Source organism: Anoxynatronum buryatiense, assembly GCF_900182905.1.
GTDB classification, from domain to species: Bacteria; Bacillota; Clostridia; order Peptostreptococcales; family Tindalliaceae; genus Anoxynatronum; species Anoxynatronum buryatiense.
Genome location: NZ_FXUF01000018.1, coordinates 19,764 through 44,351 on the forward strand (window position 1 = coordinate 19,764; position 24,588 = coordinate 44,351).

20 protein-coding genes are annotated in these 24,588 nt (G+C 50.5%); 7 read left to right on the forward strand and 13 right to left on the reverse strand.

Features of this window, described 5'->3' with window-relative positions; genetic code table 11:
• Positions 1–354 precede the first annotated feature (354 nt).
• On the forward strand, positions 355–1,563 hold the full coding sequence (locus QOL74_RS16375) for an argininosuccinate synthase (protein ID WP_283410586.1): 1,209 nt from the start codon (positions 355–357) through the stop codon (positions 1,561–1,563).
• 131 nt (positions 1,564–1,694) lie between these two features.
• Here the strand turns inward: QOL74_RS16375 and QOL74_RS16380 are convergent, their stop codons facing one another.
• Positions 1,695–2,657: a dipeptidase gene (locus QOL74_RS16380; RefSeq protein ID WP_283410587.1), complete on the reverse strand. Its 963-nt coding sequence runs from the start codon at positions 2,655–2,657 to the stop codon at positions 1,695–1,697.
• A gap of 187 nt (positions 2,658–2,844) precedes the next feature.
• Between QOL74_RS16380 and QOL74_RS16385 the strand changes: the two genes are divergently transcribed.
• From QOL74_RS16385 to QOL74_RS16410, 6 genes are all read left to right on the forward strand, one after another.
• Positions 2,845–3,918: a cobalamin B12-binding domain-containing protein gene (locus tag QOL74_RS16385; RefSeq protein WP_283410588.1), complete on the forward strand. Its 1,074-nt coding sequence runs from the start codon at positions 2,845–2,847 to the stop codon at positions 3,916–3,918.
• Complete coding sequence (locus QOL74_RS16390; protein WP_283410589.1) at positions 3,908–5,128, forward strand: sensor histidine kinase; 1,221 nt, start codon at positions 3,908–3,910, stop codon at positions 5,126–5,128. The genes QOL74_RS16385 and QOL74_RS16390 overlap by 11 nt, the downstream gene beginning before the upstream one ends.
• A 418-nt stretch (positions 5,129–5,546) precedes the next feature.
• Positions 5,547–6,356, forward strand: a complete 810-nt coding sequence (locus QOL74_RS16395; protein WP_283410590.1) for an electron transfer flavoprotein subunit beta/FixA family protein — start codon at positions 5,547–5,549, stop codon at positions 6,354–6,356.
• The gene (locus tag QOL74_RS16400; RefSeq protein ID WP_283410591.1) at positions 6,353–7,342 is read left to right on the forward strand and encodes an electron transfer flavoprotein subunit alpha/FixB family protein; all 990 of its coding nucleotides are present in this window, start codon (positions 6,353–6,355) and stop codon (positions 7,340–7,342) included. Before QOL74_RS16395 ends, QOL74_RS16400 begins: the two co-directional genes overlap by 4 nt.
• 123 nt (positions 7,343–7,465) lie before the next feature.
• Entirely contained in the window at positions 7,466–8,635 is a 1,170-nt protein-coding gene (locus QOL74_RS16405) for a YkvI family membrane protein (protein WP_283410592.1), read from the forward strand.
• A gap of 100 nt (positions 8,636–8,735) precedes the next feature.
• Positions 8,736–10,163 carry an FAD-binding oxidoreductase gene (locus QOL74_RS16410; protein ID WP_283410593.1) on the forward strand — a complete coding sequence of 476 codons (1,428 nt, stop codon included), beginning with the start codon at positions 8,736–8,738 and terminating at the stop codon, positions 10,161–10,163.
• A 96-nt stretch (positions 10,164–10,259) separates the two neighbouring features.
• On the opposite strand, the gene xylB is transcribed toward QOL74_RS16410, so the two are convergent.
• The 12 genes from xylB to QOL74_RS16470 form a co-directional block, all read right to left on the reverse strand.
• On the reverse strand, positions 10,260–11,744 hold the full coding sequence (xylB, locus tag QOL74_RS16415) for a xylulokinase (RefSeq protein ID WP_283410594.1): 1,485 nt from the start codon (positions 11,742–11,744) through the stop codon (positions 10,260–10,262).
• A gap of 3 nt (positions 11,745–11,747) precedes the next feature.
• Complete coding sequence (locus tag QOL74_RS16420) at positions 11,748–12,800, reverse strand: NAD(P)-dependent alcohol dehydrogenase (protein WP_283410595.1); 1,053 nt, start codon at positions 12,798–12,800, stop codon at positions 11,748–11,750.
• Positions 12,801–12,864: 64 nt separating this feature from the next.
• A complete protein-coding gene (locus QOL74_RS16425) occupies positions 12,865–13,848 on the reverse strand; it encodes a sugar ABC transporter substrate-binding protein (protein ID WP_346771762.1) in 984 nt (327 codons plus the stop codon).
• A gap of 52 nt (positions 13,849–13,900) precedes the next feature.
• Entirely contained in the window at positions 13,901–14,899 is a 999-nt protein-coding gene (locus tag QOL74_RS16430) for an ABC transporter permease (protein ID WP_283410596.1), read from the reverse strand.
• A 16-nt stretch (positions 14,900–14,915) separates the two neighbouring features.
• A complete protein-coding gene (locus QOL74_RS16435) occupies positions 14,916–16,400 on the reverse strand; it encodes a sugar ABC transporter ATP-binding protein (protein ID WP_283410597.1) in 1,485 nt (494 codons plus the stop codon).
• Positions 16,401–16,503: 103 nt separating this feature from the next.
• Complete coding sequence (locus QOL74_RS16440; RefSeq protein WP_283410598.1) at positions 16,504–17,481, reverse strand: LacI family DNA-binding transcriptional regulator; 978 nt, start codon at positions 17,479–17,481, stop codon at positions 16,504–16,506.
• Between the two features lie 237 nt (positions 17,482–17,718).
• Positions 17,719–19,215, reverse strand: coding sequence for a succinyl-CoA:acetate CoA-transferase ScpC (gene scpC / locus QOL74_RS16445; protein WP_283410599.1), 1,497 nt, complete (start codon positions 19,213–19,215; stop codon positions 17,719–17,721).
• A 76-nt stretch (positions 19,216–19,291) separates the two neighbouring features.
• A complete protein-coding gene (locus tag QOL74_RS16450) occupies positions 19,292–20,113 on the reverse strand; it encodes an FAD/NAD(P)-binding protein (RefSeq protein ID WP_283410600.1) in 822 nt (273 codons plus the stop codon).
• Entirely contained in the window at positions 20,103–21,167 is a 1,065-nt protein-coding gene (locus tag QOL74_RS16455) for a 4Fe-4S dicluster domain-containing protein (protein ID WP_283410601.1), read from the reverse strand. The genes QOL74_RS16450 and QOL74_RS16455 overlap by 11 nt, the downstream gene beginning before the upstream one ends.
• Complete coding sequence (locus QOL74_RS16460; protein WP_283410602.1) at positions 21,164–22,180, reverse strand: 4Fe-4S dicluster domain-containing protein; 1,017 nt, start codon at positions 22,178–22,180, stop codon at positions 21,164–21,166. The genes QOL74_RS16455 and QOL74_RS16460 overlap by 4 nt, the downstream gene beginning before the upstream one ends.
• Positions 22,168–22,599, reverse strand: coding sequence for a hydrogenase iron-sulfur subunit (locus QOL74_RS16465; RefSeq protein ID WP_484477160.1), 432 nt, complete (start codon positions 22,597–22,599; stop codon positions 22,168–22,170). Before QOL74_RS16465 ends, QOL74_RS16460 begins: the two co-directional genes overlap by 13 nt.
• Positions 22,599–24,575: a CoB--CoM heterodisulfide reductase iron-sulfur subunit A family protein gene (locus tag QOL74_RS16470; protein ID WP_283410604.1), complete on the reverse strand. Its 1,977-nt coding sequence runs from the start codon at positions 24,573–24,575 to the stop codon at positions 22,599–22,601. The genes QOL74_RS16465 and QOL74_RS16470 overlap by 1 nt, the downstream gene beginning before the upstream one ends.
• Positions 24,576–24,588: the final 13 nt, after the last annotated feature.

Sequence of the window (24,588 nt, forward strand, 5' to 3'; positions counted from 1 at the left end):
CTGACATCACTATGCCAACTTATCAATTAACCGTGTCATTCTCTCTCCTCCTGTATTGCCCGTCCAGTTAACGTGATTGTACCCACTGCGCCCGAACGAACTTCGCTTGTAGTCCACTCCACCATCTCTGTAAAGGACGCTTAGCTGGTTTACTTGTCTGTTTCCCCATCACCATGCGTGGCTGAATAAATGAGATCATTTGACTACCTCATCGCTTGTGATCCCACCTCTTTCACCGGCCAATCCGCGTCTCCACAGATTCCGAAAAGTATTTTTATAAAAGGTATTGCATTTTTATTCATATTCACGTATAATATCCATAAACATTTGAAAGATTGATGAGGAGGGACTACCATGTCAAAAGAAAAAATTGTTCTGGCCTATTCCGGCGGCCTTGATACATCTGTTATTCTAAAGTGGCTGCAAACCCATTATAACTATGATGTTATCACTGTTTGTGTGGATGTGGGTCAGGAAGAGGATCTGGAAGAAGTGTACCAAAAGGCCCTAAACACCGGTGCCATTAAAGCCTATACAGCCGATGTCACAAAAGAGTTCATCACCGATTATGTATACCCCACCCTGAAAGCCGGGGCCATTTACGAAGATGACTATCTACTGGGAACTTCTTTCGCCCGGCCATTAATGGGTAAAGTGCTGGTGGAAATTGCTGAAAAAGAAGGCGCCGTCGGCATCGCACATGGCTGCACCGGAAAAGGAAATGACCAGGTACGTTTTGAAACCACTGTGAAAGCGTTGAATCCCCATTTGAAAATTATTGCTCCCTGGCGAACCTGGGATTTGAAATCCCGTGAAGACTGCATTGATTTTGCCACCGAGCATGGTATTCCCATTCCTGTGACGAAGAAAGACATTTACAGCCGCGACCGCAATATTTGGCATCTCAGCCATGAGGGTGGCAATCTGGAAGATCCGTGGAACGAACACGAACAGTCCATCTATAAAATGACCACCCCTCCCGAGCAGGCCCCCGACGAGCCCACCTACGTGGAAATTGAGTTCGAAGCCGGTATTCCAGTAGCCGTTGACGGCGAAAAGCTGGACCCGGTGACAATGCTGAAGAAGCTGAATAAAATTGGCGGTGCCAACGGCGTTGGTGTCATTGATATCGTTGAAAACCGACTGGTGGGCATGAAATCCCGCGGGGTTTACGAGACTCCTGGCGGCACCCTGCTTTTCGAGGCCCATAAAATTCTCGAAAAACTGACGCTGGATCGCATGACCCTGAGCTTCAAAAAGACAGTGGCAGAGAAGTATGCCCAGATGGTATATGATGGTCTTTGGTTTACACCCCTGAAAGATGCGCTGGATAAGTTTGTTGACAGCACTCAGGAAACCGTCACCGGAAAAGTGAAGCTGAAGCTTTACAAGGGTAGCTGCATGAACGCAGGTTCTTCTTCTCCCAACTCTCTTTATAATGAAGAGTTTGTTACTTTTGGTGAGGATGAAGTGTATAACCAGTATGATGCAGAAGGCTTTATCAACCTGTTCTCGCTGCCACTGAAAATTCGCGCCATCATGAACGAAAAAAAATCTCAGTAGTCCTCCCTTCTTAAAAGCGGGAAGCCCTTCACATCGAGGGCTTCCCGCTTTTTTACACCTTGTTTCGCTTTTTCCGCCGGCCATTGACGGCCATTAAAACGGCGTGGTGAACCTCTTTTGGGGGATTCCAGCTATCCTGCAAGAACCTTTTCATACAGACTCACAAAGTTTTCGTAGGCAATTTTTTCGATGTCACTTGTCTGATAGCCCCTTTTTTTCAGTTGCTGCAGCACAGCTCCGGCAGCAGACACGTTTTCAAGCCCGCAGGTTTCCAGAACATCTGCGGGATCTTTGCCGGGGTCAAGCGGAAGAAAATCACAAAAATCGAAACCCAGTGCCACCTGACTGATACCAACCAGCTCCACCAGGTATTCAATCTGATCGATGTAGTGGTTCAGACTGGGATGCTTTTCATGAAGAAAATCTGGCCAGGCATTCACCCCTATCACCCCTCCGGCCTCTCCAATGGCTTTGATCTGATCATCTTTCAAATTCCGGGGATGCCGGCACAGGGTCCATGCATTGGAATGCGAAGCCATCACCGGTTTTTGGGTGATCTTCATCAAGTCCCAGAAACTGGTTTCATTTAGATGGGAGACGTCCACCAGCATCCCCACAGCCTCCATGAAACTCACCACTTCTTTTCCCCGGTCGGTCAATCCCCGCTGCGGGGTTCCTTCCACTCCCGTTGCCAGCAGATTCTCCTCATTCCATGTGAGGCTGGCACAACGAACACCCGCCTCGTAAAGCCTGCTCATCCAGTTAAGATCCTTCCCAATGGCCGACAATCCTTCCATGCCCATCACCAGCGCCAGTTTCTGTTGTTGCTCTGCAAGGCGGAAGTCAACCGAATGCTTCACCATCTGCACATCCAATGCTGCCTGTGTCAACTCATTATTGACATGCGTCAGTGCCTGTTGAATGTCCTCCGGCCCGGCCTTTCCCGGCTCAAGCCACAGGGCAAAGTTGGCAGCAGTCACACCCCCCTGCTGCAACTTATCCCAATGGTATCTCCTGATAACCGTTTCTTCACCCCGACTTCTCTTATCCGCAATGTCTGCGGGAATATCTGTGTGACCGTCAAAGATCTTCATGCTGTTGCCTCCTGCCTTAAATGATTTTTTCGCATCTCATCTGACAACTAACCCGGCCGACGCCAGACACTGTCACTGCTGTTATTCTACCATAATGACATTCCCATCGGTTGAATGATATGGTTTTCATGACAGGAAAATGTTATGATGAGGTTAATCCTTGGCTTCCGTGAAAGGAGCTTATCCGATGATTAATCGATTTCTCTGGCTGGAACATCTTCGCAGCCAGCGTTCCCGAATTGTGACTACCATTCTCCGCCATATGTATCAATCGGATTTTCACCTCATGGATGATGAGACCCATCTTCAGGCGACGAATGATGCCAATTTTCACCTGGACAATCTATTCACATCAATCGAAATTGAAAGTCAAGCTCTTTTCAATGCCTACGCCCAATGGGCCGCTGAGTTGATGACTCACCCAAACTCTTCTTTCATCACACCTACTGATTTTTTTGAAGTGGTCATGGAAGTTTTGTTGCAGGAAGTGGACGACATTCATTTTACCACCGCCCATTACCAACGCATCAAAGAAATCATTTCCCAGGGTTTTGCTCACATGAAGTCAAACACTGGTTCAGCGTCTGCCGCAGAAGCACCAGCAACGCCTCTCCAGGATGAGCTGACACGATACACCCGGCATTTACTGGCTTCCGACCGATCCGGAGCGGCCAAACTGGTTCAGCAGTTGCTTCAGAATGGCGTGGATGTGAAAGACCTTTATCGCCACCTTTTCCATCCTTTTCAAATTGAACTGGGGCGCCTGTGGCAGGCAAATAAAATCAACGTCGCACAGGAACACTTCGCCACTGCAGCCACCCAGTATATTATGTCATTATTGTACGACCATATTCTTTCTCTTCCCAAAGGCGACAAAGTTTTTCTGGCCACCTGTGTTTCCGGTGAACTTCATGAAATGGGCATCCGAATGGTTTGTGATTATCTGGAATGCCTCCATTGGAACACCCACTATCTGGGAGCCAACATGCCTGAGTCAGCTGTGATTCAGGCGGTCATGGAAAATCAGCCTGACGTGATAGCCATTTCCTGCACCATGATGTACCACATACCCAAAGCAAGTCATTTGATACAGCGTTTAAGGAAGGCTGATATTCCCATTCCCATACTGGTGGGCGGGTATCCCTTCAACATCGATCCCCTGCTGTGGCATAAAACCGGCGCCAATGGCACTGCCGGCAGCTTTGATGCCATTTACGATACCATCGAAACACTGACAGGAGGCGAAGTTCTTGAGATCTGAAAACCAATCAGGTCACCAATGGTGTGTTTTTCTCTGCGATGCGGCGTTTCACATCAACCATATTCTGGGTCTGCAAGAGATCTCTTTCTCCCTTCGACCCGGCGATTCTATGGCACAGATCATTGCTCCCGATTGTCTGGAACGATACTTCACCTTTATTCATGAAGCACAAAATAAGAAATCTGTTTTTTTTCATGAGATACCTGTCATCGACAGTGAGAACAAACCTTTACTCCTCGATTTCAGCTGCATCTGCCATAATGATCTTTATCTGGTGGCGGGAACTTCAAGAGAAATGGATCTTTGTGAAGAACTTGTCCAAATCAATCATGAGCTGACTCAAACACTTCGAAACAGAATAAAGACCGAAGTGCCTCCTGCCGATTATATGGAGCAAATGAGCGGCCTTAACAACGAGCTCATCAACATGAAACGGGAGCTGATGAAAAAAAATGCAGCCATCTCCCGGTTGCTGGATCAAAAAGAAGCACTTAACTCACAACTGCAGGAGCTTATTGATACCAGGGACCTTCTCTTCTCCATCATTGCCCACGACCTCCGCTCCCCCTTATCCAGCGTCATCAATTTGATGAGCCTTGTTTCCATTGATCAAGGCAGTTATGAGGATGCCATGAAAGCAGGCCTTTTTCGAACCGTTCAACAAACCACTGCCAAGACAATGCAGTTTTTGGAGGATTTGCTTCAATGGTATCGCTATTCTCAGAATAATGACCTGGTGCAACCCTTACAGATGGATGCCGGCGAACTTGCAAATGAAGCCCTGTCTCACTTTAAGGAAGAAGCCGACCGCAAGCAGGTTCGATTGAAGGTGTTCGGTAACGATACCAGCGTGTATGCAGATCGGCAAATGATTGCCGCGGCACTTCGCAACCTGGTGTCCAACGCCATCAAATACACCGAATCCGGGGGAAGTATCACAGTCGAATACCGGGGCGATGGCCAGTATTGTCAGTTTAGTGTTATTGACACCGGCGTGGGTATACCTGCCCATCGACTGGATTCACTTTTTGACATCAAAGCCAATAAGTCAACCCCAGGGGTTTCCGGCGAGCAGGGAGCTGGTTTCGGGCTGGTGCTGACCCGATTGATGGTGGAAAAAAATCGGGGAAGTCTGAAAGCCTACAGCGAACCGGGACAGGGCACCCGTATTTGTCTCACCCTGCCGGCAAACCAGGATGCTCAGACATAAAATGAATCATACCCTCTCCAACCCCAGCCGCTGTTTTTGACACAGTGGTTTTTTGTCAAACGCTGCCCGAAGAATCGTTGCTCGTTTCTGTGAACACTCTGCGAATTGTCAGAATGCCCTCAAAGAACATGGCGGCTTTACAACTTTTTACCGAATTAACAGAAACAGTTGACCAGTGATTCTTCCTACATTATACTGGTCTAAACCCACCAGGTGAATTTTTTTTCATTTGCCTGTTTTTTTATTCTCATCGCTTTTATCAGGCAGTGCGGCGAATTGGTAAATTGCCGGCATCTGCCTCCATTTTGTTTGACAAATGAACCACTTGCCGAATCGAGTTCAACGTTCGGGAAACGGCTGAAACGAAGCCACACCATCATCAAAGCCATATAGAGATCAGACTAAAGGAGGTGTTCCGGTGCATATCATTGTTTTAATGAAAGAAGTGCCGGATATGGAGAAAGTTCGATTTGATACTGAAAAAGGGGTCATTGACCGGAAATCTGCGGGAACAGAGGTGAATCCCTTTGATTTAAATGCATTGGAAGCCGCCGTTCAGCTGAAGGAGTCTGCGGGTGCAACGGTCACCGCCCTCTGCATGGGGCCCCCCCAGGCAGAAAAAAGCTTGAAGGAAGCCCTGTCACGGGGGGCAGATGAAGCCCTGCTTCTCAGCGACGCCGCCTTTGGCGGTTCTGATACCTGGGCTACTGCCCGTACGCTGGCGGCTGCCATTGGAAAAATCGGCGCTTATGATGCCATTTTTGCCGGGGAAAAAACGGTGGATGGTGATACGGGACAAGTAGGTGCCCAGGTGGCCCAGCTGCTGGCCCTGCCGCTGGTGAGCTATGTGGAGTCACTGTGCTGGGAGGAAGGGAAGAGACTGGCAGCAGTGGTCTCTCTATGGGATGGATTCTACCGTAAAACTGTGACAGGCAAAGGCCTCTTTACCTTCACAAAAACCGCCAACACCCCTCGCCTGCCGGGTGTCAGGGATAAAATGAAAGCCCGGAAAGCTGTCATCCCCTGCTGGAAACTGGCAGATCTGGCGGGCCATTTGGATGCTTCTGAAACCGGTTTTTCCGGCTCACCCACTAAAGTGAAACGAATTGTCATTCCTCCTGCACCTCAGCGTCAGGGGCAATGCTATCGGGACGCCCTGCCTGAAGCGCTGGACCATCTGGAAACCTTGCTGAAATCAAAACATCTGTTGAAGGAGGTGGAGGCATGAGCCCCGCTCAACCAAGCATCCTCATTGTGGCAGAACCTCAGGGACAGCAGCCCCATCCTGTTGCTTATGAACTGCTGCACAAAGGCCGCCAGCTGGCAGATGCCCGTCAGGCCTCCCTAGATGTACTGCTCTGCGGCACGCCGGGCATGGAAACAGCCGCACTGATTCACCGGGGGGCAACCCGGGTGTATCTGATGGAAGACCCCTGCTTCGCCCTGCCGGAGGAACAGATCTTCGTTGCCCAAATGACTGCTTTCCTCAAGGAGCTGAAACCGGAAGTGATCCTCACCGGTGCCACTTCTTTTGGCCGTTCCCTGGCCCCCCGGCTGGCGGCGGCCCTGAACACCGGCCTGACGGCAGACTGCACCGATCTTCACATGGATGAAAACGGCCGGCTGGTACAAACCCGCCCCGCCTTCAGCGAGAATATTCTGGCCAACATCATGACCGACACCCTGCCTCAAATGGCCACTGTCCGTTACCAGGAATTTCCCCAGGCGATGCCGGACCCGGAACATCAGGGAGAAGTGGTGCGCCTGCCGCTCCCCCTTCCTGTACCCGATACAGGAGTCCTCATTGAAAAACTCCGACAGCTGGAAGTGGACATCACCAAAGCTTCTGTGGTGGTCTCCGGCGGCCGCGGCCTGAAACAGCAGGATGATTTTGCCATGCTCCGGGAACTGGCCCGGACTTTGGGCGGCGAAGTGGGTGCCAGCCGCACGGTGGTGGAAGACGGCTTCATTTCCAAAGATCATCAGGTGGGCTATTCCGGCCACCGGGTGAAACCTCAGGTATACATTGCCTGCGGCATTTCAGGTTCTCCCCAGCATCTGGCCGGTATGAAAGAAGCCGATGTCATCGTGGCCATCAACACCGACCCTTCTGCCCCCATTTTTCAGGTGGCTGATGTGGGTATTGTGGGAGACCTTTATGAGGTGGTGCCCCAGATGATTCGCCGTTACGGCGGCATCTGGCCGGTTCTTTAGCCGGGGCAGGCCATCACAGGTGCCACACATGATCGGATCACCTTCTCTGCCTTCGGCAGGGAATTTCATCCAGTGATCAGGCTCACCGCCTGATCCGGAAATTAAAAAAGCGAGGTGTCATGAATGAATCAACAGGCAGCAAAGTCCGGCGTATTAACCCTGGTGTTCGTCTGGTTTACCACCCATTTTGGCGGCGGATTTGCCTCCGGCCGTCAGATTATCTCCTTCTTTGTGGAGTATGGCTGGTATGCGGCACTCATGCCCGTTGTTGCCATTGGGCTGCAGGCGGTGGTCTTTTACTTTGCCTGGCGGTATGCAGTGGAGCACCGACTCTATGACTACCGCAGCTGGGCACTCTCTTTCTACCGTCCGATGGAAGGGCTGTTTTCCAGTCTCTTTGAAGTGATGTACCTGCTGGTGCTGCTCACTGCCACTGCCGTGGCCTTCGCCACCGGAGGAGCCACCATCACCACGGTCACTGGAAGCCCCTATCTGCTGAACACCTTCGTCATTGCCGCAGCCCTTCTCCTCCTCACCATATTTGGAGCCGGGGTGGTGCGCAAAGCTGCCAAGTACATTGCCTATTTAATTATTGCCGGTCTTCTGGTGATCTATATTCCCAACGTGATTGTTTCCTGGTCTCAAATCTGGGAAAATATTGGAGCACTCCAAAGTGGTGCCCTGGAAAATCCCGGCACCTTTGGCGGTGCTCTGTGGAGTGCCATTCTCTATGCCGCCTTCCAAACCTGTGCCCTGGGTGCTTACCTGGCCCACTCCGACGCCATTAAAGACGCTGCTGAAGCCAAAAAAGCCGCCATCGGCGGGTTCATTCTCAACTATGGCCTGTTGGCCCTGGCCACCTTCGGCATTTTGATCTACTACCATGAAGGGATCGCCGCTGAAGCCGTGCCGGCACTTTACATTGTACAAAACGGCATCGGTGCCGCCTGGATGGTGCCGCTGATTTCTGTGCTCATCGTGTTGGGAGCTGTTTCCACCGGTGTCAACTTTATTTATGGCATGACCAACCGGATTGTCACCTGGCTGGGAAACCGTGATGCCACCCCCGCTTCCCCCGCCCTGCTTCGCAAACGAAGCATCGCCAGTTCTTCTGTCTATGTACTGCTTACCTGGTCCATTGCACAGTTCGGCCTGATTCCCCTGGTGGCCCGTGGTTACGGATTCTTGGGCTATGTGGGAATTGTGGTCATCATCATTCCGGTCCTGCTGAAAGGGTTTCTGCCCGGGCTGTTCAAGTCTGTCCCCGCTCCGGCTCCCGGCACCGATGCCTGAGACCGGTTTGTCCCGCCATACTAAAATCAGATTGTTTTAACATCTTTTAATTTCCTGTCAGATAAATATATATCAGAAAAAATATTAAGGAGAAGGTGCCATGAAAAATCGTGAAGCTGTCATCGAAAAAATGAAATCCATCACCGGCCCCGACTGGGTACTCACCGAGCTGGAACAAACCCTGGGCTATCTGTATGACGAAACCGAGCCCCTGCTGCGCCCCCAGGCGGATGAAACCTGCCTGGTGGTAAAACCGGGAACACCGGAAGAAATCGCCGCCATCATGACCTACGCCACCGAAAGCAGTGTACCCGTATTTCCCCGGGGTGGCGGCACAGGCCTTTGCGGTGCAGCCATTCCCACACTGCCGGGGATTGTCTTAAGCCTGGAGAGGCTGAATAAAATTGTGGAACTGGACGAAGACAATCTGATGATTACCGTGGAAGCCGGTGTTACCCTGGAACAACTGAATGCCTTTCTTTCCAAAGAAAACGACCTGTTTTTCCCGGTGCACCCCGGTGATGAAGGCGCCCAGGTGGGCGGCATGGCGGTGGAAAACGCCGGCGGCGTGGGTGCGGTGAAACACGGCATCATGCGCAACCACATCAAGGGAATGGAAGTGGTGCTGCCCACCGGCGAGGTGGTGATGATGGGAGGCAAGCTGCTGAAAAACAACATGGGGTATGACCTGCTTCATCTGATGATTGGCAGCGAAGGCACCCTGGGCGTTGTCACCAAAGTGATTCTGCGCCTCTACCCCCGATTGGCATACAAGGGCACCCTGCTGATTTCTTTCGAAACCCGACAGGCTGCCGCCAAGTCGGTTTCTCAGATTTTAAAGCAGGGAATGGTCCCTTTGGCCATGGAGTACATTGACCGGTCAGCTTCCCAGGAGGCGGCAGATCATCTGGGCCTCACCTGGCCGGCAGAAAAAGGATCGGTGGATCTGATGCTGATTCTGGAAGAATCCACTGAAGACGACCTTTTCGACAACACGGAAAAAATAGTGGATATCTGCGATGCCAATGGTGCCGTGGACAGCCTCATTGCCGAAACAGGCAAGGAGCAGAAAGTGATCCTGGATATCCGCAGCAATGTCTACACTTCCTTTAAGGAAAAAGCAGCCGATGCCATCGATATGGCCGTTCCCCCGGCTCACTTCCCGGCTTTTCTTGACGAGCTGATGCAAGTGGTTGACCAGTACGGCACCCAGTCACCCACCGTGGGGCATATTGGAGACGGTAATATTCATAACATCATCCTCATGGTGGATGGCAAACTCCCGGACTATTTTGAGGAAATGCGCCAGGCCATGTATGAGGTGGCCATCCGCTTCGGCGGCACCGTGAGTGCGGAGCACGGCACCGGCCGTACCCGCAAGGCCTTTATGTCACTGCAGTTCAGCCCCCGGGAAATACAGATCATGCAGCTGGTGAAGCGGGCCTTTGATCCGGCGATGATCTTGAATCCCGGCGTTTTCTTCGACGAACCCAACGGCACCGAAAACGGGCTTACCGGTATTCATTAACGCCTTGATTGAGATAAACGGATTTACACCAAAAGACGGGCAGGGGTCCATTCATTGATCCCCGCCCGTCTTTTTCTGTTTTTTGACTCTGGCATATCACCCTTTTGCCAGGCTGCTCAACTGGTCATGCAGTCCCTTCACGGCATGGTAACTATTTTTGTAAACTTGATATAGACGATTGTATTTTTCAACAATTTCCTGATCAGGCTTCACGACTTCCTTAACAGTGACAATGGCCTGACAAGCCTCTTCCACATTTTCATAAAGTCCGTCTCCCACTGCCGCCAGTATGGCAGAACCCAGAGCAGGGCCTTCCTCATTGTCCAGTATTCCCACTTCGATGCCCAGAATATTGGCAACCATTTGCTGCCATAGTTTGCTTTTGGCTCCGCCGCCGCAGAATGTGGCAAACGTCACCACCACCCCCGCTTCCCTGATAACCTCAAGGGAATCCCGAAGACCAAAGGCGACACCCTCAAGCACTGCCTGGGTCATCTGCTGTCTTGTGGTTCCCATGGAAAGACCCAGAAAAGCCCCGCGTGCATTGGGATCATTATGAGGTGACCGTTCGCCCATGAGATACGGCAGATAAATCAGGTGATTATGCCCCAAGTCTTCAATGGCATTCTGTTCCATTGAATAGTCATTGGTTCCCAGAATTTTCTCCATCCACCAATCGTTGCAGGATGCTGCACTGAGCATGCAGCCAAGAAAATGATAAGTGCCGTCAGCATGGGCAAAATTGTGGACCGCATGATTCTTTCCTTCCTTAAAGTCCTTGCTTGCCACAAATACAGTTCCGCTGGTTCCGATGGAAATATTGCACCTTCCGTCACCAACGGTTCCAGCTCCGATTGCCGCCGCTGCATTGTCTCCCGCACCTGCAACTACCTTCACATGATTTCCGAGACCCAGCTTCTCCGCCATGTCGCTTTTAAGGGTTCCCACCACTTGATAGCTTTCATATAGCTTTGGTAAATTTGCTTCAGTAATGTGGCAAATTGCCATCATTTCCTGTGACCACTGCTTCTTCTCCACATCCAAAAGCAACATACCAGAGGCATCGGAGTAATCTGATGAGAGGATTCCTGTCAACATGTAGTTCAGGTAGTCTTTCGGAAGCATGACACGCTTCATTTTTTCAAAGTTCTCAGGTTCATTCTTCCTTACCCACATGATTTTAGGAGCTGTAAACCCTGCGAAAGCGATGTTTCCTGTGAGTTCTGAAAGCTTGCTCTTTCCGATTTCATCGTTTAGATAGGTTACTTCTTCTGTGGTTCTGGTATCATTCCATAGAATGGCCGGCCTGATCACCTGATCCTGTGAATCAAGCATCACAAGGCCGTGCATCTGGCCATCAATGCCAATGGCTTTAACCGCTTCAGGAGCAATTCCTTTTGTCAGCTTCCGGATGCCTTTAACAAGCGCATTGAACCAATCTGTGGGTTCCTGCTCCGCCCAGCTTTGAAAAGGATAGGCAATGGGGTATTTTTCTGTTCGCGAAGCGGTGATTCTGCCGGTTTCATCTATCAAGATCATTTTAAGCCCTGTGGTTCCCAAGTCAGCTCCAATATAGTACATGTCTTATTCCCTTCCTATTCTCACAACGGCTTTGACGACTTCGTCTTTCTTGTTGATGGCGTCTGAAAGCGCCGTTTTGATATCTTCAAAATCATAGGTATGTGTTACGATGTCTTTGACATTGATATCTCCTGATGAAACGGCATTAATCGCTGTGGGATAGCTGTTTCTGTACCGGAAAACTGTTTTGAAAGTCAGTTCTTTGTCGAGGGCCATTCCAATTGGAAGGGTTTCTTCACCCGTTGGACTGTAACCCACCAAAACAAGATTTGCGCCCTTTTTAGCACTTTCGATGAGCTGCCGGGTGGTGATTTCCGAACCTGCTGTCTCGATTCCGATGTCAAACCCTTTTCCTCCTGTTATCTCAAAAATGCGCCTGACAGTATCTTCATTTTTTCCGTTGATAGTGTAGTCTGCTCCAAGTTCCTTTGCTTTTTCAAGCCGCTGGTCCACCAAATCCACAACAATGACGGTTGAAACCCCCATGGCCTTCAGGGCCAGCATTGAAGTGAGGCCGATGCAACCGGTGCCAGTCACCACAGCCGTCTGGCCGATGGTGGCTCCTCCCTGAAATACGGCATGCAGTCCCACCGACAGGGGTTCCATCAGTGCCCCTTCCATGGTGCTCACATTTTCAGGGAGCTTAAAGCACAGGTTGGCCTTGTGGGCCACATATTCCTGAAAAACACCGTCAACGGGAGGAGTGGCAAAAAAGACCACATCACTGCACAGATTGTACTTCCCACTTTTACAAAATTCACATTCACCACAAGTGATCTGCGGCTCAAGGGCTACCCTGTCATTCACCTGCAAGTGCTTCACTTCATCTCCCAGGGCAACCACAGTTCCTCCCACTTCGTGTCCCAGCACAAAGGGGTATTCCACGATGAAGTTCCCGATTCTTCCATGTTCCAGATAGTGAAGGTCTGAGCCGCAGATTCCCACATAATCCACTTTGACAAGCACTTCGTCTGCTTGTGGCGTTGGCACATCTCTTTCCTGCATTTCCAATTCATTTAAGGCTGTCATCACAGCGACTTTCATTTTTTCGCTCATTGGATCTCCTCCTGGAAGCGTTGGGATGGCACACGATGATGCCATCCCTGTTGTGTGAACCGAATTAGTTAATCAGACCTCTTTCTGTATACATATCAACATATGCCTGTGCGTTTTCCCCTGTAATGAGGATGGCATCGATGTCCATGTGAATTTCATCTTCTTCTCCTGTGAGAAGCTTGTGCACGGTGCTTATGTTTGCTTCGGCCAGGTCAATGGCTGATTGTAAGCATGTGGATGTCATCGTTCCTTCATTGATCAGAAGTGTTGCCTCTGGAGTTCCGTCCACTCCATAGGACAGTATATCGCTAAGAGCAGGGTTGTTCTTCACCACTTCCAGTGCTCCTGCAGCCATGTTGTCGTTCATTGAGATGATGGCGTGGATTTCACTGTTGGCTGTTACCCAGTCTTCCATATACCGAACGGCTTCATCCTTGTTCCAGCCTGCAATCTGTTCTCCAACAATTTGAACATCAGGGCGTTTTTCAAAGAATTCCACTTCCCACGCCCGGCGCCGTTCGTCTGCATGGAAGTTGCCTGACGGCCCGTTCAATACAACGACTTTTGCATTCTGAGGAATTTGATCAATGGCGATATCCGCATTCACCTTTGCCTGTACATATGGATCTGCATCCACTGAAGAGGCTCCGTCGATTCCTTCAATTCTGGCATTGGTTGTAATGGCAATAATGCCGGCTTCGACGATGCTTTCAACGTACGGCCTTTGTGCTTCTCCATTGTTGGGCTGCACAATAATGGCATCGTATCCGTTGGTGATGGCATTTTCAATTGCAGCGTTCACTTTTTCATCATCAGCCTGTCCGTCGAAGACATCCAGTGTTAAATCCGGATATTGCTCTGCCGCTGATTTCATTTCATTAACGAGCCATGCAGCAAATGAATCTGCCTGTGTACGTGCCACAAATGCCACTCGGTATGTGTCTGTTTCGGCGCCGCCTGAAGATGATCCACCGCTGTTGCAACCTGCCAAACTGACGATCATCATTGCCACCATCAAGAATACCGCGATCATTTTCTTCATGTTCATGCTCATTCTCCTTTTCTCCCTTGTTGTTGATTTTCAATGATTCAACACCAGACTAACCTTCCACTGACTGTTCAGGATTCTTCTCACCTCTTATTTTTCTGGTTGTTTTTCTACCTCCCCTCTTGGATTTAATGTCCCATACAACAGCAACAGCAATGATAGTACCCTTCACAATTTGCTGTATATACGTATTGACACTTGTCAGATTCATGATGTTGTTCAAAACACCGATGATCAGTGCACCTATCAATGTGCCAAAGGTGGAACCTGCTCCGCCTGAAAAACTGGTGCCGCCGACAATGGTTGCGGTTAATCCTTCCATTTCATAGCCAATGGCTCCGTTGGAAAGACCGGCATTGACACGGGACATAAAGAGGATTCCCGCCGCTCCCACAAGAAGTCCGTTGATCATGTAGGTCAGATATTTGTTTTTCTTCACATTGATGCCGGAAGCAATTGCGGCTTCTTCGTTGCCGCCAATGGCATACATTGACCTTCCCAGTTTGGTGTGCTTCATAATGTAGTAAATGATTCCGGTGACCGCCGTCATGATGATGACCGATATGGGAATGGGGCCAATATGCCCCTGGCCAAACACAGTGTAACTGCCAATTTGCAGAATGTTTTGTCCGCCGGTATAATGAAGGGCCGCGCCTCTGGCCACCATTTGCATGGCCAGTGTGGCAATAAACGCCGGCACTTTAAACTCCACCACCATGAGAGCATTGATGAGATTTGCAAACACGCCTACTGCCAAACCTACAACCACAGCCACTGCCAGTGATCCGGTTATTTTGTACGAACTGACTGACAGCACTCCTGCCAGGGCCAGAACAGAACCTGCTGAAAGATCTATCATGCCGCTGATGACCAGCATCATGGCTCCAAAGGACAGCAATACAGGGACCGCCAGCTGTCTTAAGATGTTAATGATGTTTCCGCTGGAAAGAAAATTCGGGTTCAGAAAGCTGGAAACAATGATGAAGAATACCAATATCAGAAAGATGGAAAACTTACTTATATCGACACTGCTTTTTTTAAATGAGAACATGCTCCCCCTCCTTATGTTACATTGTTGCGTATTTCATAATTACTTCCTGGTCGAAGGCTTCTCTTTTCAGCTCTCCGGTGATGGTTCCCTGATTCATGACGTAGATTCTGTCACACATACCCAAAAGCTCCGGCAACTCTGATGAGACAATGAGAATGGCCTTCCCTTCTCTTGCGATTTGCTGCATCAGTTGGTAGATGGCAAATTTGTTTCCCACATCAATTCCTCTCGTGGGCTCATCCATGATCAGCAGGTCAGGTTCCCGCATCATCCATTTGGCAAGAATCACCTTTTGTTGATTCCCCCCGCTCAGTGTTTGGATCAGTGTTTCAAGAGAGGGTGCTTTGACATCCATTTTTTCGAAGTAATCTCTGTTGGTTTCTTCTTCTTTTTTCCATTGAAGTCTTCCACCAGTGAAAAATTTTTCAAGACTCGCCAGAGAACCGTTTTCTTTGATACTTCTGACAGGCACGATTCCTGAGCGCTTTCTGTCTTCTGTTATCATTCCAATGCCTGCTGCGATGGCGTCCCGCGGGTGATTGATGTTGATCTCCTGTTCCTTCAGGTAAACTGATCCTGAGGTATGTGGATCAAGGCCAAACAGCGCCCGCATCACCTCTGTTCTTCCCGAACCCACAAGTCCTGCAAAACCTACAATTTCGCCTCTTTTTACATTGAATGTGATTCCCTTAAACTCACCTTCACTCGTAAAGTCTTTGACTTCGAAAATGGTCTGCCCCACCGCAACCGCTTCCTTGGGATAGACGTTATCAAGCTTTCTGCCCACCATCAGGCGTATGATATTCTCCTCATCCATCTCTTCGATGGGATAGCTGCCCACGACAGTTCCGTCTCTGAGAATGGTTACTTCATCGGCAATCCTGAAAATTTCATCAAGTTTGTGAGAAATATAGATGATTGACCGTCCCTGATTTCTCAGCTGTTCAATTTTTTGGAAAAGTGTTTCCACTTCTTTATTGGATATGGAAGATGTCGGCTCATCCATGATGATGATCTGGGCGTCAATGGACAGGGCCTTTAATATTTCCAGTTGCTGGATTTCTGAAATGGACAACGTTTTCATCAGTTGGGTTGGTTTGAAGGGGAGGTTTTCTCTCTCAAGCAACTCAATGGTGCTTTTTCTCACTTGTTTCCAGTCGACACGTGCAGAACTCCCAGGGAGCCTTCCGAGAAACAGGTTTTCCTCCACGGTGAGTTCCGGAACAAAGTTAAGCTCTTGGGCAATCATGGCAATTCCCAACTGTTGTGCATGTTGGGGATGATTGATGGCCACTTTTTCACCATCTATGTGGATATCCCCTGCATCCTGACGATGAATTCCGTTGATGATTTTCATCAGGGTGGATTTGCCGGCTCCGTTTTCGCCGCAAAGTGCATGCACTGTTCCTTCTTTTACTTCAAAATGAACACTGTCAAGGGCTTTAACGCCAGGAAAGGATTTCTCAATTCCTGAAACCTTCAACTTCACTTTCCCCCTCATGGTGCACCTCCCATTGGTTTTCCATGGAATGGATTACGCCTTATAACAGGCTGTTTTAATTTTTTTCTGGCACTTTCTGTCATTTTATTGCTTTGAATCACCCTTAGGTTGATCCTGTTGTGTCCCGCCTGATCAGTTTCACCGGTATAATTCTATTCGCAGTGGAACGGCAGGTTCCATCCATCAGATCTTTCAGGCAATGATAGCTTACCTGGGCGATTTCCTGTGGTGACTGCTCAATGGTGGTCAGTCTGGGCAAATTCATTTCCGACAAATAGGAGTTATCGAATCCAATGACCTGAAGATCTCCGGGAATGGCGAATCCCTGTCTCCTTAAATAACTGATCACGTGAATACAGTTGATATCATTGAACACAAACAGTCCGTCATACATTCTGAAATCCACTTGATTCAGTGCTTTATCCAGGTCTTCCTCCAAAAGATAGTCGGTGCTCAGCTCCAGCACTTCAACTGCGACGTCTTTATCTGCCGATGCATCGAGAAAACCTTTGCATCTTTCCTCAGGTGCAATAAATCCTTTGGGTCCCTTAATGTGGATCATCTTTCTGCAGCCCTCTTCATACAGATGTTCAAAGGCCATTCGGCCCCCCTGGTAGTTGTCTGCACTGACTGTGATAATCTCATCTGAGATAATGGACTCAAAGGAAATCACCGGAATGGAAAGCTTCTGAATTTTATCCACTGACCTACCCCTTGCAACGATGATGCCATCGACCCGGTATCCTTTCAGAAGATCCAGCGCATCCTCCTCTTTCTCGGGAATATCTTCGGTAAAGCATAAAACGCAGCCGTAACCATCATCCTGAATTTTGTTGCCGATAATGGTTGCCATTTCCGAAAAAAACGGGTTCACCAGACTTGGAATGACCAGGCCGATGCTGCCAGATTTCTTGTTGAAAATCGCCTGGGCATTTCTGTTGGGAACATAATCCATTTCATCAATGACTTTCTGAATGAGTTCAGCAGAGTCTTTACTCACATAGCCTGATGAATTGATGTATCTGGATATGGTGGAGATGCTGAGACCTGTGGATTTTGCAATATCTCTGATGGATGCCACTGTTTCACCTCCTGTGGAACATGTTCCATAATGAATGAAACATGTTCCATATTTTGCATGTTATTATCATATACCGATTATCACTATTTGTCAAACAATTTTGACTAAAAATTCTGCTGTGTTCCATTTCAAAAGGCAGAGAAGCATCATTGGCTGATTCTTCTCTGCCCGGAATGTCGACAGCACATGCTAAAACCGACACCTTCAGCAGGTGCCGGTTTTTTATGTTTGAGTTAATCAGGGTTTCATGGTGCCTGTCTCTTCAAAACGCTGGTGCCAGCTGAGGGCTTCGTGCATGAGCTGGGCCGTATGCCCGGGTTCTTTCATGCCGGCTGCCAGATAATCCCGCAGAGCGGGACGGTAATCAGGATGGGCGCAGTTTTCGATGACACTTTCTGCCCGCTCCCAGGGGCTGAGGCCCCGCAGATCTGCCAGCCCCTGTTCAGTCACAATCACCTTCACGTCATGCTCTGTGTGGTCCACATGGGATACCATGGGAACAATGGCGGAGATGGCGCCGCCTTTGGCCATGGAAGGCGTGGCAAAAATGCTCAGATACCCGGCCCGGGCAAAATCGCCGGACCCGCCGATACCGTTCATCATGCGGCGGCCCATGATATGGGTGGAGTTCACATTGCCAAAAATATCAGCCTCAATGGCGGTATTCATGGCGATGGAACCAATACGGCGGATGATTTCCGGGTTGTTGCTGATTTCCATGGGACGGAGCATGATCTGATTCCGGTACTTTTCCATATTGGCATATAACCGATCAAATCCATCTGGTGAGAGGGTGAAAGATGTTCCCGATGCAAACCGGAAGGTGCCGTTGTCAAGCAGGTCCAGCACATTATCCTGGATGACTTCTGAATAAAACACCAGGTTTTTAAAAGGACTGTCTGACATCCCTTTCAGCACCGCGTTGGCCACACTGCCCACACCAGACTGAAGGGGCAGCAGCTGTTCCGGCAGACGACCTGCCATGACTTCCTGCTGAAAAAAGCTGATGAGGTGACGGGCAATTTGCTGACTGTCTTCATCGGCAGGGGTAAAACTGATGGGATCATCATCCAGATCAGTGAACACAATGGCTTTGATTTTGGTGGGGTCACAGGGAATGGCAGTGGTGCCGATGCGGTCTTCCGGATTCACCAGCGGGATGGGCTGCCGGTGGGGTGGATCCTGGGGCTGGTAGATGTCATGCATCCCTTTCAGCGACAGGGGCTTGCGGGTGTTGATTTCCACGATCACCGTCTCTGCCTGGCTGATAAACACCGGGCTGGCTCCCACAGAGGTGGTGGGCACAATATGTCCCTCTTCGGTTATTTCCAGGGCTTCCACCAGCGCCACATCCACTTTTCCATAAAATCCATAGCGGACTTCCTGGGCAAAATGACTGAGATGGATGTCGCTGTAGCGAATGTCACGCTGGTTTAATTTTTTTCGAACCGTTGTGTTGGTTTGATAGGGCATGCGCCGGTTAATGGCACCGGCTTCCGCCAGGGCGCCGTCCAGCCCTTTGCCCACCGAGGCACCGGTGTACAGGTTGATGCAGCAGCCTTTTTCCTTTTGGAACCTGGCTGCCAGAGCCGCAGGTACGGCCTTGGGGTAACCCGTCGGTGTAAACCCGCTGGTTCCCAGAGTCATCCCCGAGCGAATCAGGGTGGCAGCGGCTTCCGCTGTGGTGATGCGGTCTTTCAGTGCTTCGCATTTCATGCGTTCAGAGTGATTCATGTGAATTCCTCCATTTGCTGATTCTTTCACGGCGTCTTACCACGGTCAATGCTTCTGACAAAGGACTATTTCTATTTTAACAGAAATCACACTTGATTTGTTCCAGTTCCGACAGATAAAACACGGGGCCGTCTTTGCAGATGTAATGCTCGTCCAGATTGCATCGCCCGCATTTACCCACACCGCATTTCATCTTGTATTCCAGGGTGGTGACAATTTGATTCGGTTTAAATCCAAGCTTTTCAAGGGTTTGCAGCACGTATTTGATCATAATGGGAGGGCCGCAGGTGATGCCGATGGTGTTTTCAGGACTGGGTGCCAGGGCTTCCAGATAGGCGGGAACAAAACCCACATGACCATCCCACCCGGAACTTGCCACATCAACGGTCAGATCCACTTTAAAATCGGGGGCTTCCGGCCACTGGTTCAGGATATCACGGCGAAAAAGAAGATCATCGGCAGACCGGGATCCATACACCAGTTGAAAAGCATCCGGGTACTCCTCACGACGGTCAAGGGTGTACTGCACCAACGACCGAAGGGGTGCCAGGCCAATGCCGCCGCCAATGAACAGGAGCCGTTTTCCCTTTAAGTCTTCCACGGGAAAATGGTTGCCGTAGGGGCCCCGAATGCCCACCTGGTGCCCCACTTCCATCTGATGCAGGGCCTCTGTCAGTTTTCCCACCCGCTTAATGCTGAACTCCAGATAATCTCTGCCGGGGGGAGACGTGATGGAAAACAGTGCCTCGCCCACTCCCAACAGAGAGAGCATGGCGCATTGTCCCGGCATGTGTGCCATGGGAACTTCAGGACGCACCTGAAAGGTTTTGACATCGTGACTTTCTGTGAGAATGGTGATCACTTCTCCATTAATGGGTACCAGGGGATTATGCGTCATGGCGGTCGCCTCCTATCCGATTCAGCACCGTGTCCATGGATATACCCACCGGACAGGCGTCACCACAGCGTCCGCAGCCCACACAGGCCAAGGGACCCTGCTTTTTGACAAAATAGTTGAGTTTATGGAAGAAACGGTTTTGAATCCTGTCTTTTCGGTGCGGCCGCGGGTTGTGACCACCGGCCATATTGGTGAAACTGGTGAACATGCAGGAATCCCAGGTGCGGTATCGTTCACCGGCTTCCTGCCCCTGTCTGCTGAAGTCGCGGATATCATAACAATGGCAGGTGGGGCAGTAATAGGTACAGGTGGCACAGCCCAGGCAGCGCATGGCCAGTTCTTCCCAGAGGGGATGTTCAAAAAGGGTGTCCATCTGATCTTTTACTTCCTGAGGAGAAAGGGGCTTCTCCCCAGGCGGCACCGCCTGCCAGGGAATCTCTGTTACCGCCACTGCCTCTCCTTCAGTGCCACACTTCATCATTTCTTCAAGAAAGGTTTCCCCGGCCGGCGTCAGGGATTTAAGATACAGGGGTTCGGCGGCATCTGCCGTCTCCTGGTACATGGTCACATCTGCCGCCGGATTGATGCGGTCAACACCAAAGGATTCACATCGGCAATAGGTTCCCTGCTGTCGGCAGGGAGCCGCCAGAATCAAGGTTTTGGCTCTTTTTTCTGCATACAGTGTATCCACCGGATCTGCCAGAAACACCCTGTCGATGAGATTCAAACTTTCCAAGTCGCAGGCTTTTGCCCCCACCAAAATTTGCGACATCATCTCTCCCGGTGTTTCCATCACCATGCGGCCTTCTTCTTTTCGGTAGGTGAGATAGGTTTCGGTATCAGGAAAGAACAAAGATTTGATGCTGTTTCTCAGGGGTTTTTCCTGGAATGTGAGGGCCGTCATTTGAGCCAGATCCACTTTGTTCAGGGACCCCAGCGGCACATGACCTTCTTTTCCCTCTTCTGAAACGGGAACAAATACCTGCTTTTCCCCCAGCCCTTGTTGCAGGTAATGAATCAACATTTCATACCCGGGCAGTTTCACCATCATCATTTCTTTGCCTCCTTTCCGAAGGGATCAACTTCATGGGCACCGGCACAGGACAGGGGATTGGGAACTTCATCAACACCTGGTGTAAAGGCACCATAATGCTGTGTCAGATCCTGAATCAACTTTTGATTCAGCAGGTGAAGGGGAATCCCTTCGGGACACACTCTGGCGCACTCACCGCAGCCAACACAGCGGTCTGCCACATGAAAGGCCCGAATAACGTGATAGAACTGATGTTGTGCCGGCTGATTCTTGGCAGCATCCAGATAATCCGGGTTTTCCCTGTCGAAAATACAACTGCGGCAGGTGCATACAGGGCAGGCATTTCGGCAGCTGTAGCATCGAATGCACCGGTTCAGCTGTTGCATCCAAAATGCATGGCGTTCTTCTGCCCCCATTTTTTCAATGGTTTCGATATCACTGAACGCTTCTTTCGGCGGGATGTTTTTTCCCTTAACCAAGGCTTTTTCACCGCTTCCGGCAATGATCTGATCCACTTCTGTCACCGCCGGGGTGGCATGCTGGCAGGTCAGACAAAAGGGGGAAAGAACCGCTTCATAGGAAAGGGTTTGGCTCCCTTTTCTGCCCGTCAGTTCCACGCCTTCCGACTGCCAGGTGAGTGTCAGTTGATGGAGAGGCTCCCCTGCCGCTGCTTCCAGTTTTTCCCGGGGTATCATCCCCTGACACTGAACCCCCAACACCACCAATTTTTCCCGATCAACACGGCTTTCGCTGATCATCAGGCGCAGCGCCCTTGCGTCGCAGCCTTTCATCACCACGGCCACCCGCTTATTCTGGTAGCTTTCTTCCATCAGGTATGGTGCCAGGGCTTTTTCACAGAAAGGGTCCCAGTGAAGCTGGGCTGCTGCCGCCGGTGTGGTGGCCACAAAAGGCACCGACTGATGAGGCCGTTCTCCTCTGGTGTATCCCAGTACCAGATCCACTTCTCCTGCAGCCAGTAACGCTGCGGCTGTTTGCTGAATTGACTGAGTGATTGACGCCATTATCGACTGCATCTGAGATCCCTCACTTTGTCTGAAGCTCCCATGGCCCTCAACTCCTGGGTAAAGGCTGTCACAGTTGCCTGAAATTTATCGGCTTCATTGCCTGATATCCATCGAAGCCAGAGACGTTCCGGTGACAGTCCCATGAAATCCATGAGGCTGGTTAGCAGATGTATGCGTTTGCGGGTGTGGTAGTTACCCGTATCGTAGTGACAGTCTCCCGGATGGCAGCCTGCAATGAGCACACCGTCGGCACCGTTCTGGAAGGCACGAAGAATCATGGCCACCTCTACCCGGCTGGAACAGGGTACACGGATAATGCGAATGTTCTCCGGGTATTTCAGGCGGCCGGTACCCGCCAGATCAGCCCCTGCATAACTGCACCAGTTACAGCAGAAAGCCACTATTTTAGGTTCATAGATTTCGTTCATCATAAGCTGTCCACCTCCGCCATTAATTGTCGGCTGGTGAAGCCGCCCAGATCCATGGCCCCGCTGCGGCATAACCCGGCGCAGGCACCACATCCCTGGCAAAGCGCCCGGTTCACTGTAGCAACGGCACGCTGCCGCTCTTTACCATGAACCCGCTCCACCACCATTTCCTGACTGATGGCTTCGTAGGGGCACACGGGCTGACACTGCATGCATCCGCTGCACCGGTCTTTTTCCACCATGGCCGTGGTGGGAACACTTTTCACCTGCCCCTTGTTAAAGAGGATGATGGCTTTGACCGCTGCCCCGCTGGCCTGGGATACCGCTTCCGGAATATCTTTGGGGCCATGACAGACACCTGCCAGGTACACCCCCTGGGCCTGGGTTTCCACGGGGCGCAACTTGGCGTGAGCTTCGGTGTAGAAACCGTTCAAATCGGTGGATATGCCCAGCATGCCTCCCAGGGTTTTGGCATTGGGTTGAGCTTCCATGCTGGTGGCCAGCACCACCAAATCAGCGGCTATCTCCACCTGTCGTTGCAGGGAACCGTCAAAACCTCTCACCAGCACCCGGTTGTCTGCGTCTCCCAGGGGTTCCACCTTTGATACCTGCCCCCTGAGGTACATGGCCCCTTGCTGCCGCGCCCGCTCATAAAACTCTTCATAGTTCTTACCGGCGGTGCGCACGTCCATGTAAAAGACATAGCTTTCTGTGCCCGGAAATTTTTCGTTCAACAGCAGGGTATGCTTGGCGGTGTAAAGGCAGCATACCTTTGAGCAGTACGGGTTGCCGTCATGCCTGTCACGGGAACCCACACACTGGATAAAAACAATGCGCCGGGGCATTTTCCCATTGGAGGGACGTATCACTTTGCCACTGGTGGGACCGGAGGCATTCAGCATTCGTTCCAGTTCAAGGCTGGTGATCACATCGGGATGCTGCCCATAGGCATACTCTCCCAGGTGGTCGGGTACTTTCAGTTCATAACCGGTGGCCACCACAATGGCACCATACTGGTTTTCGATCATTTCGTCCTGCTGCTGGTATTCAATGGCACCTGTTTGGCATACTTTGGCGCAAAGACCACATTTTCCCGTGGCAAAATAAATACAGTTGTCCCTGTCGATCACCGGCTTATTGGGTACCGCCTGGGGAAACAGGGTGTACACAGCCTTTCGCTTGCTGCTGCCACAGTCGAACTCATTGGGTACTTTTTTAGGGCACTTGGTGACACAATCACCGCAACCATTGCATTTTTCAGGGTTCACACTGGTGGCTTTCTGTTTAATGGTGACATTGAAGTTGCCCACATAGCCAGAAACTGCCGCCACTTCTGCATAGGTGTACAGGCGGATATTTTCATGGGTGGCGGCTTCCACCATTTTAGGTGTGAGAATACAGGCGGAACAATCCAATGTGGGAAAGGTTTTGTCAAACTGTGCCATCTTTCCTCCAATGGACGATTCTTTTTCCACCAGATCCACCGGATAGCCGGCATCAGCGATGTCCAGCGCCGCCTGAATACCTGCGATGCCCCCGCCAATGACCAGCGCCCGCTTGGTAACAGGAAGCTGGTCTGATGTGAGGGGAATGGCAAAGGCCGTCTTGGCAACCGCTTTTTTCACCAGGTCAATGGCCTTTACGGTGGCTTTTTCTTTATCAGTATGCACCCAGGAGCAATGCTCCCGAATGTTGGCAATTTCAACATAATAGGGGTTGAGACCTTTGGCGGCCATCAATTTTTGAAAAGTGGTTTCATGCATACGCGGTGAACAGGCGGCCACCACCACTCTGTCGAGCCGGTGGGTGTCGATGGCCTGGCCAATTTCCGACTGCCCCACTTCTGAACACAGATACTGGACATCCTGGGCATAGACGACCTGTGGCATGGTTTTCGCCCGGGCTGTTACCGCATCCACATCCACTGTGTTTTTAATGTTACTGCCACACCAGCATACAAATACTCCGATTCTCATGGTTTCCCTCCCC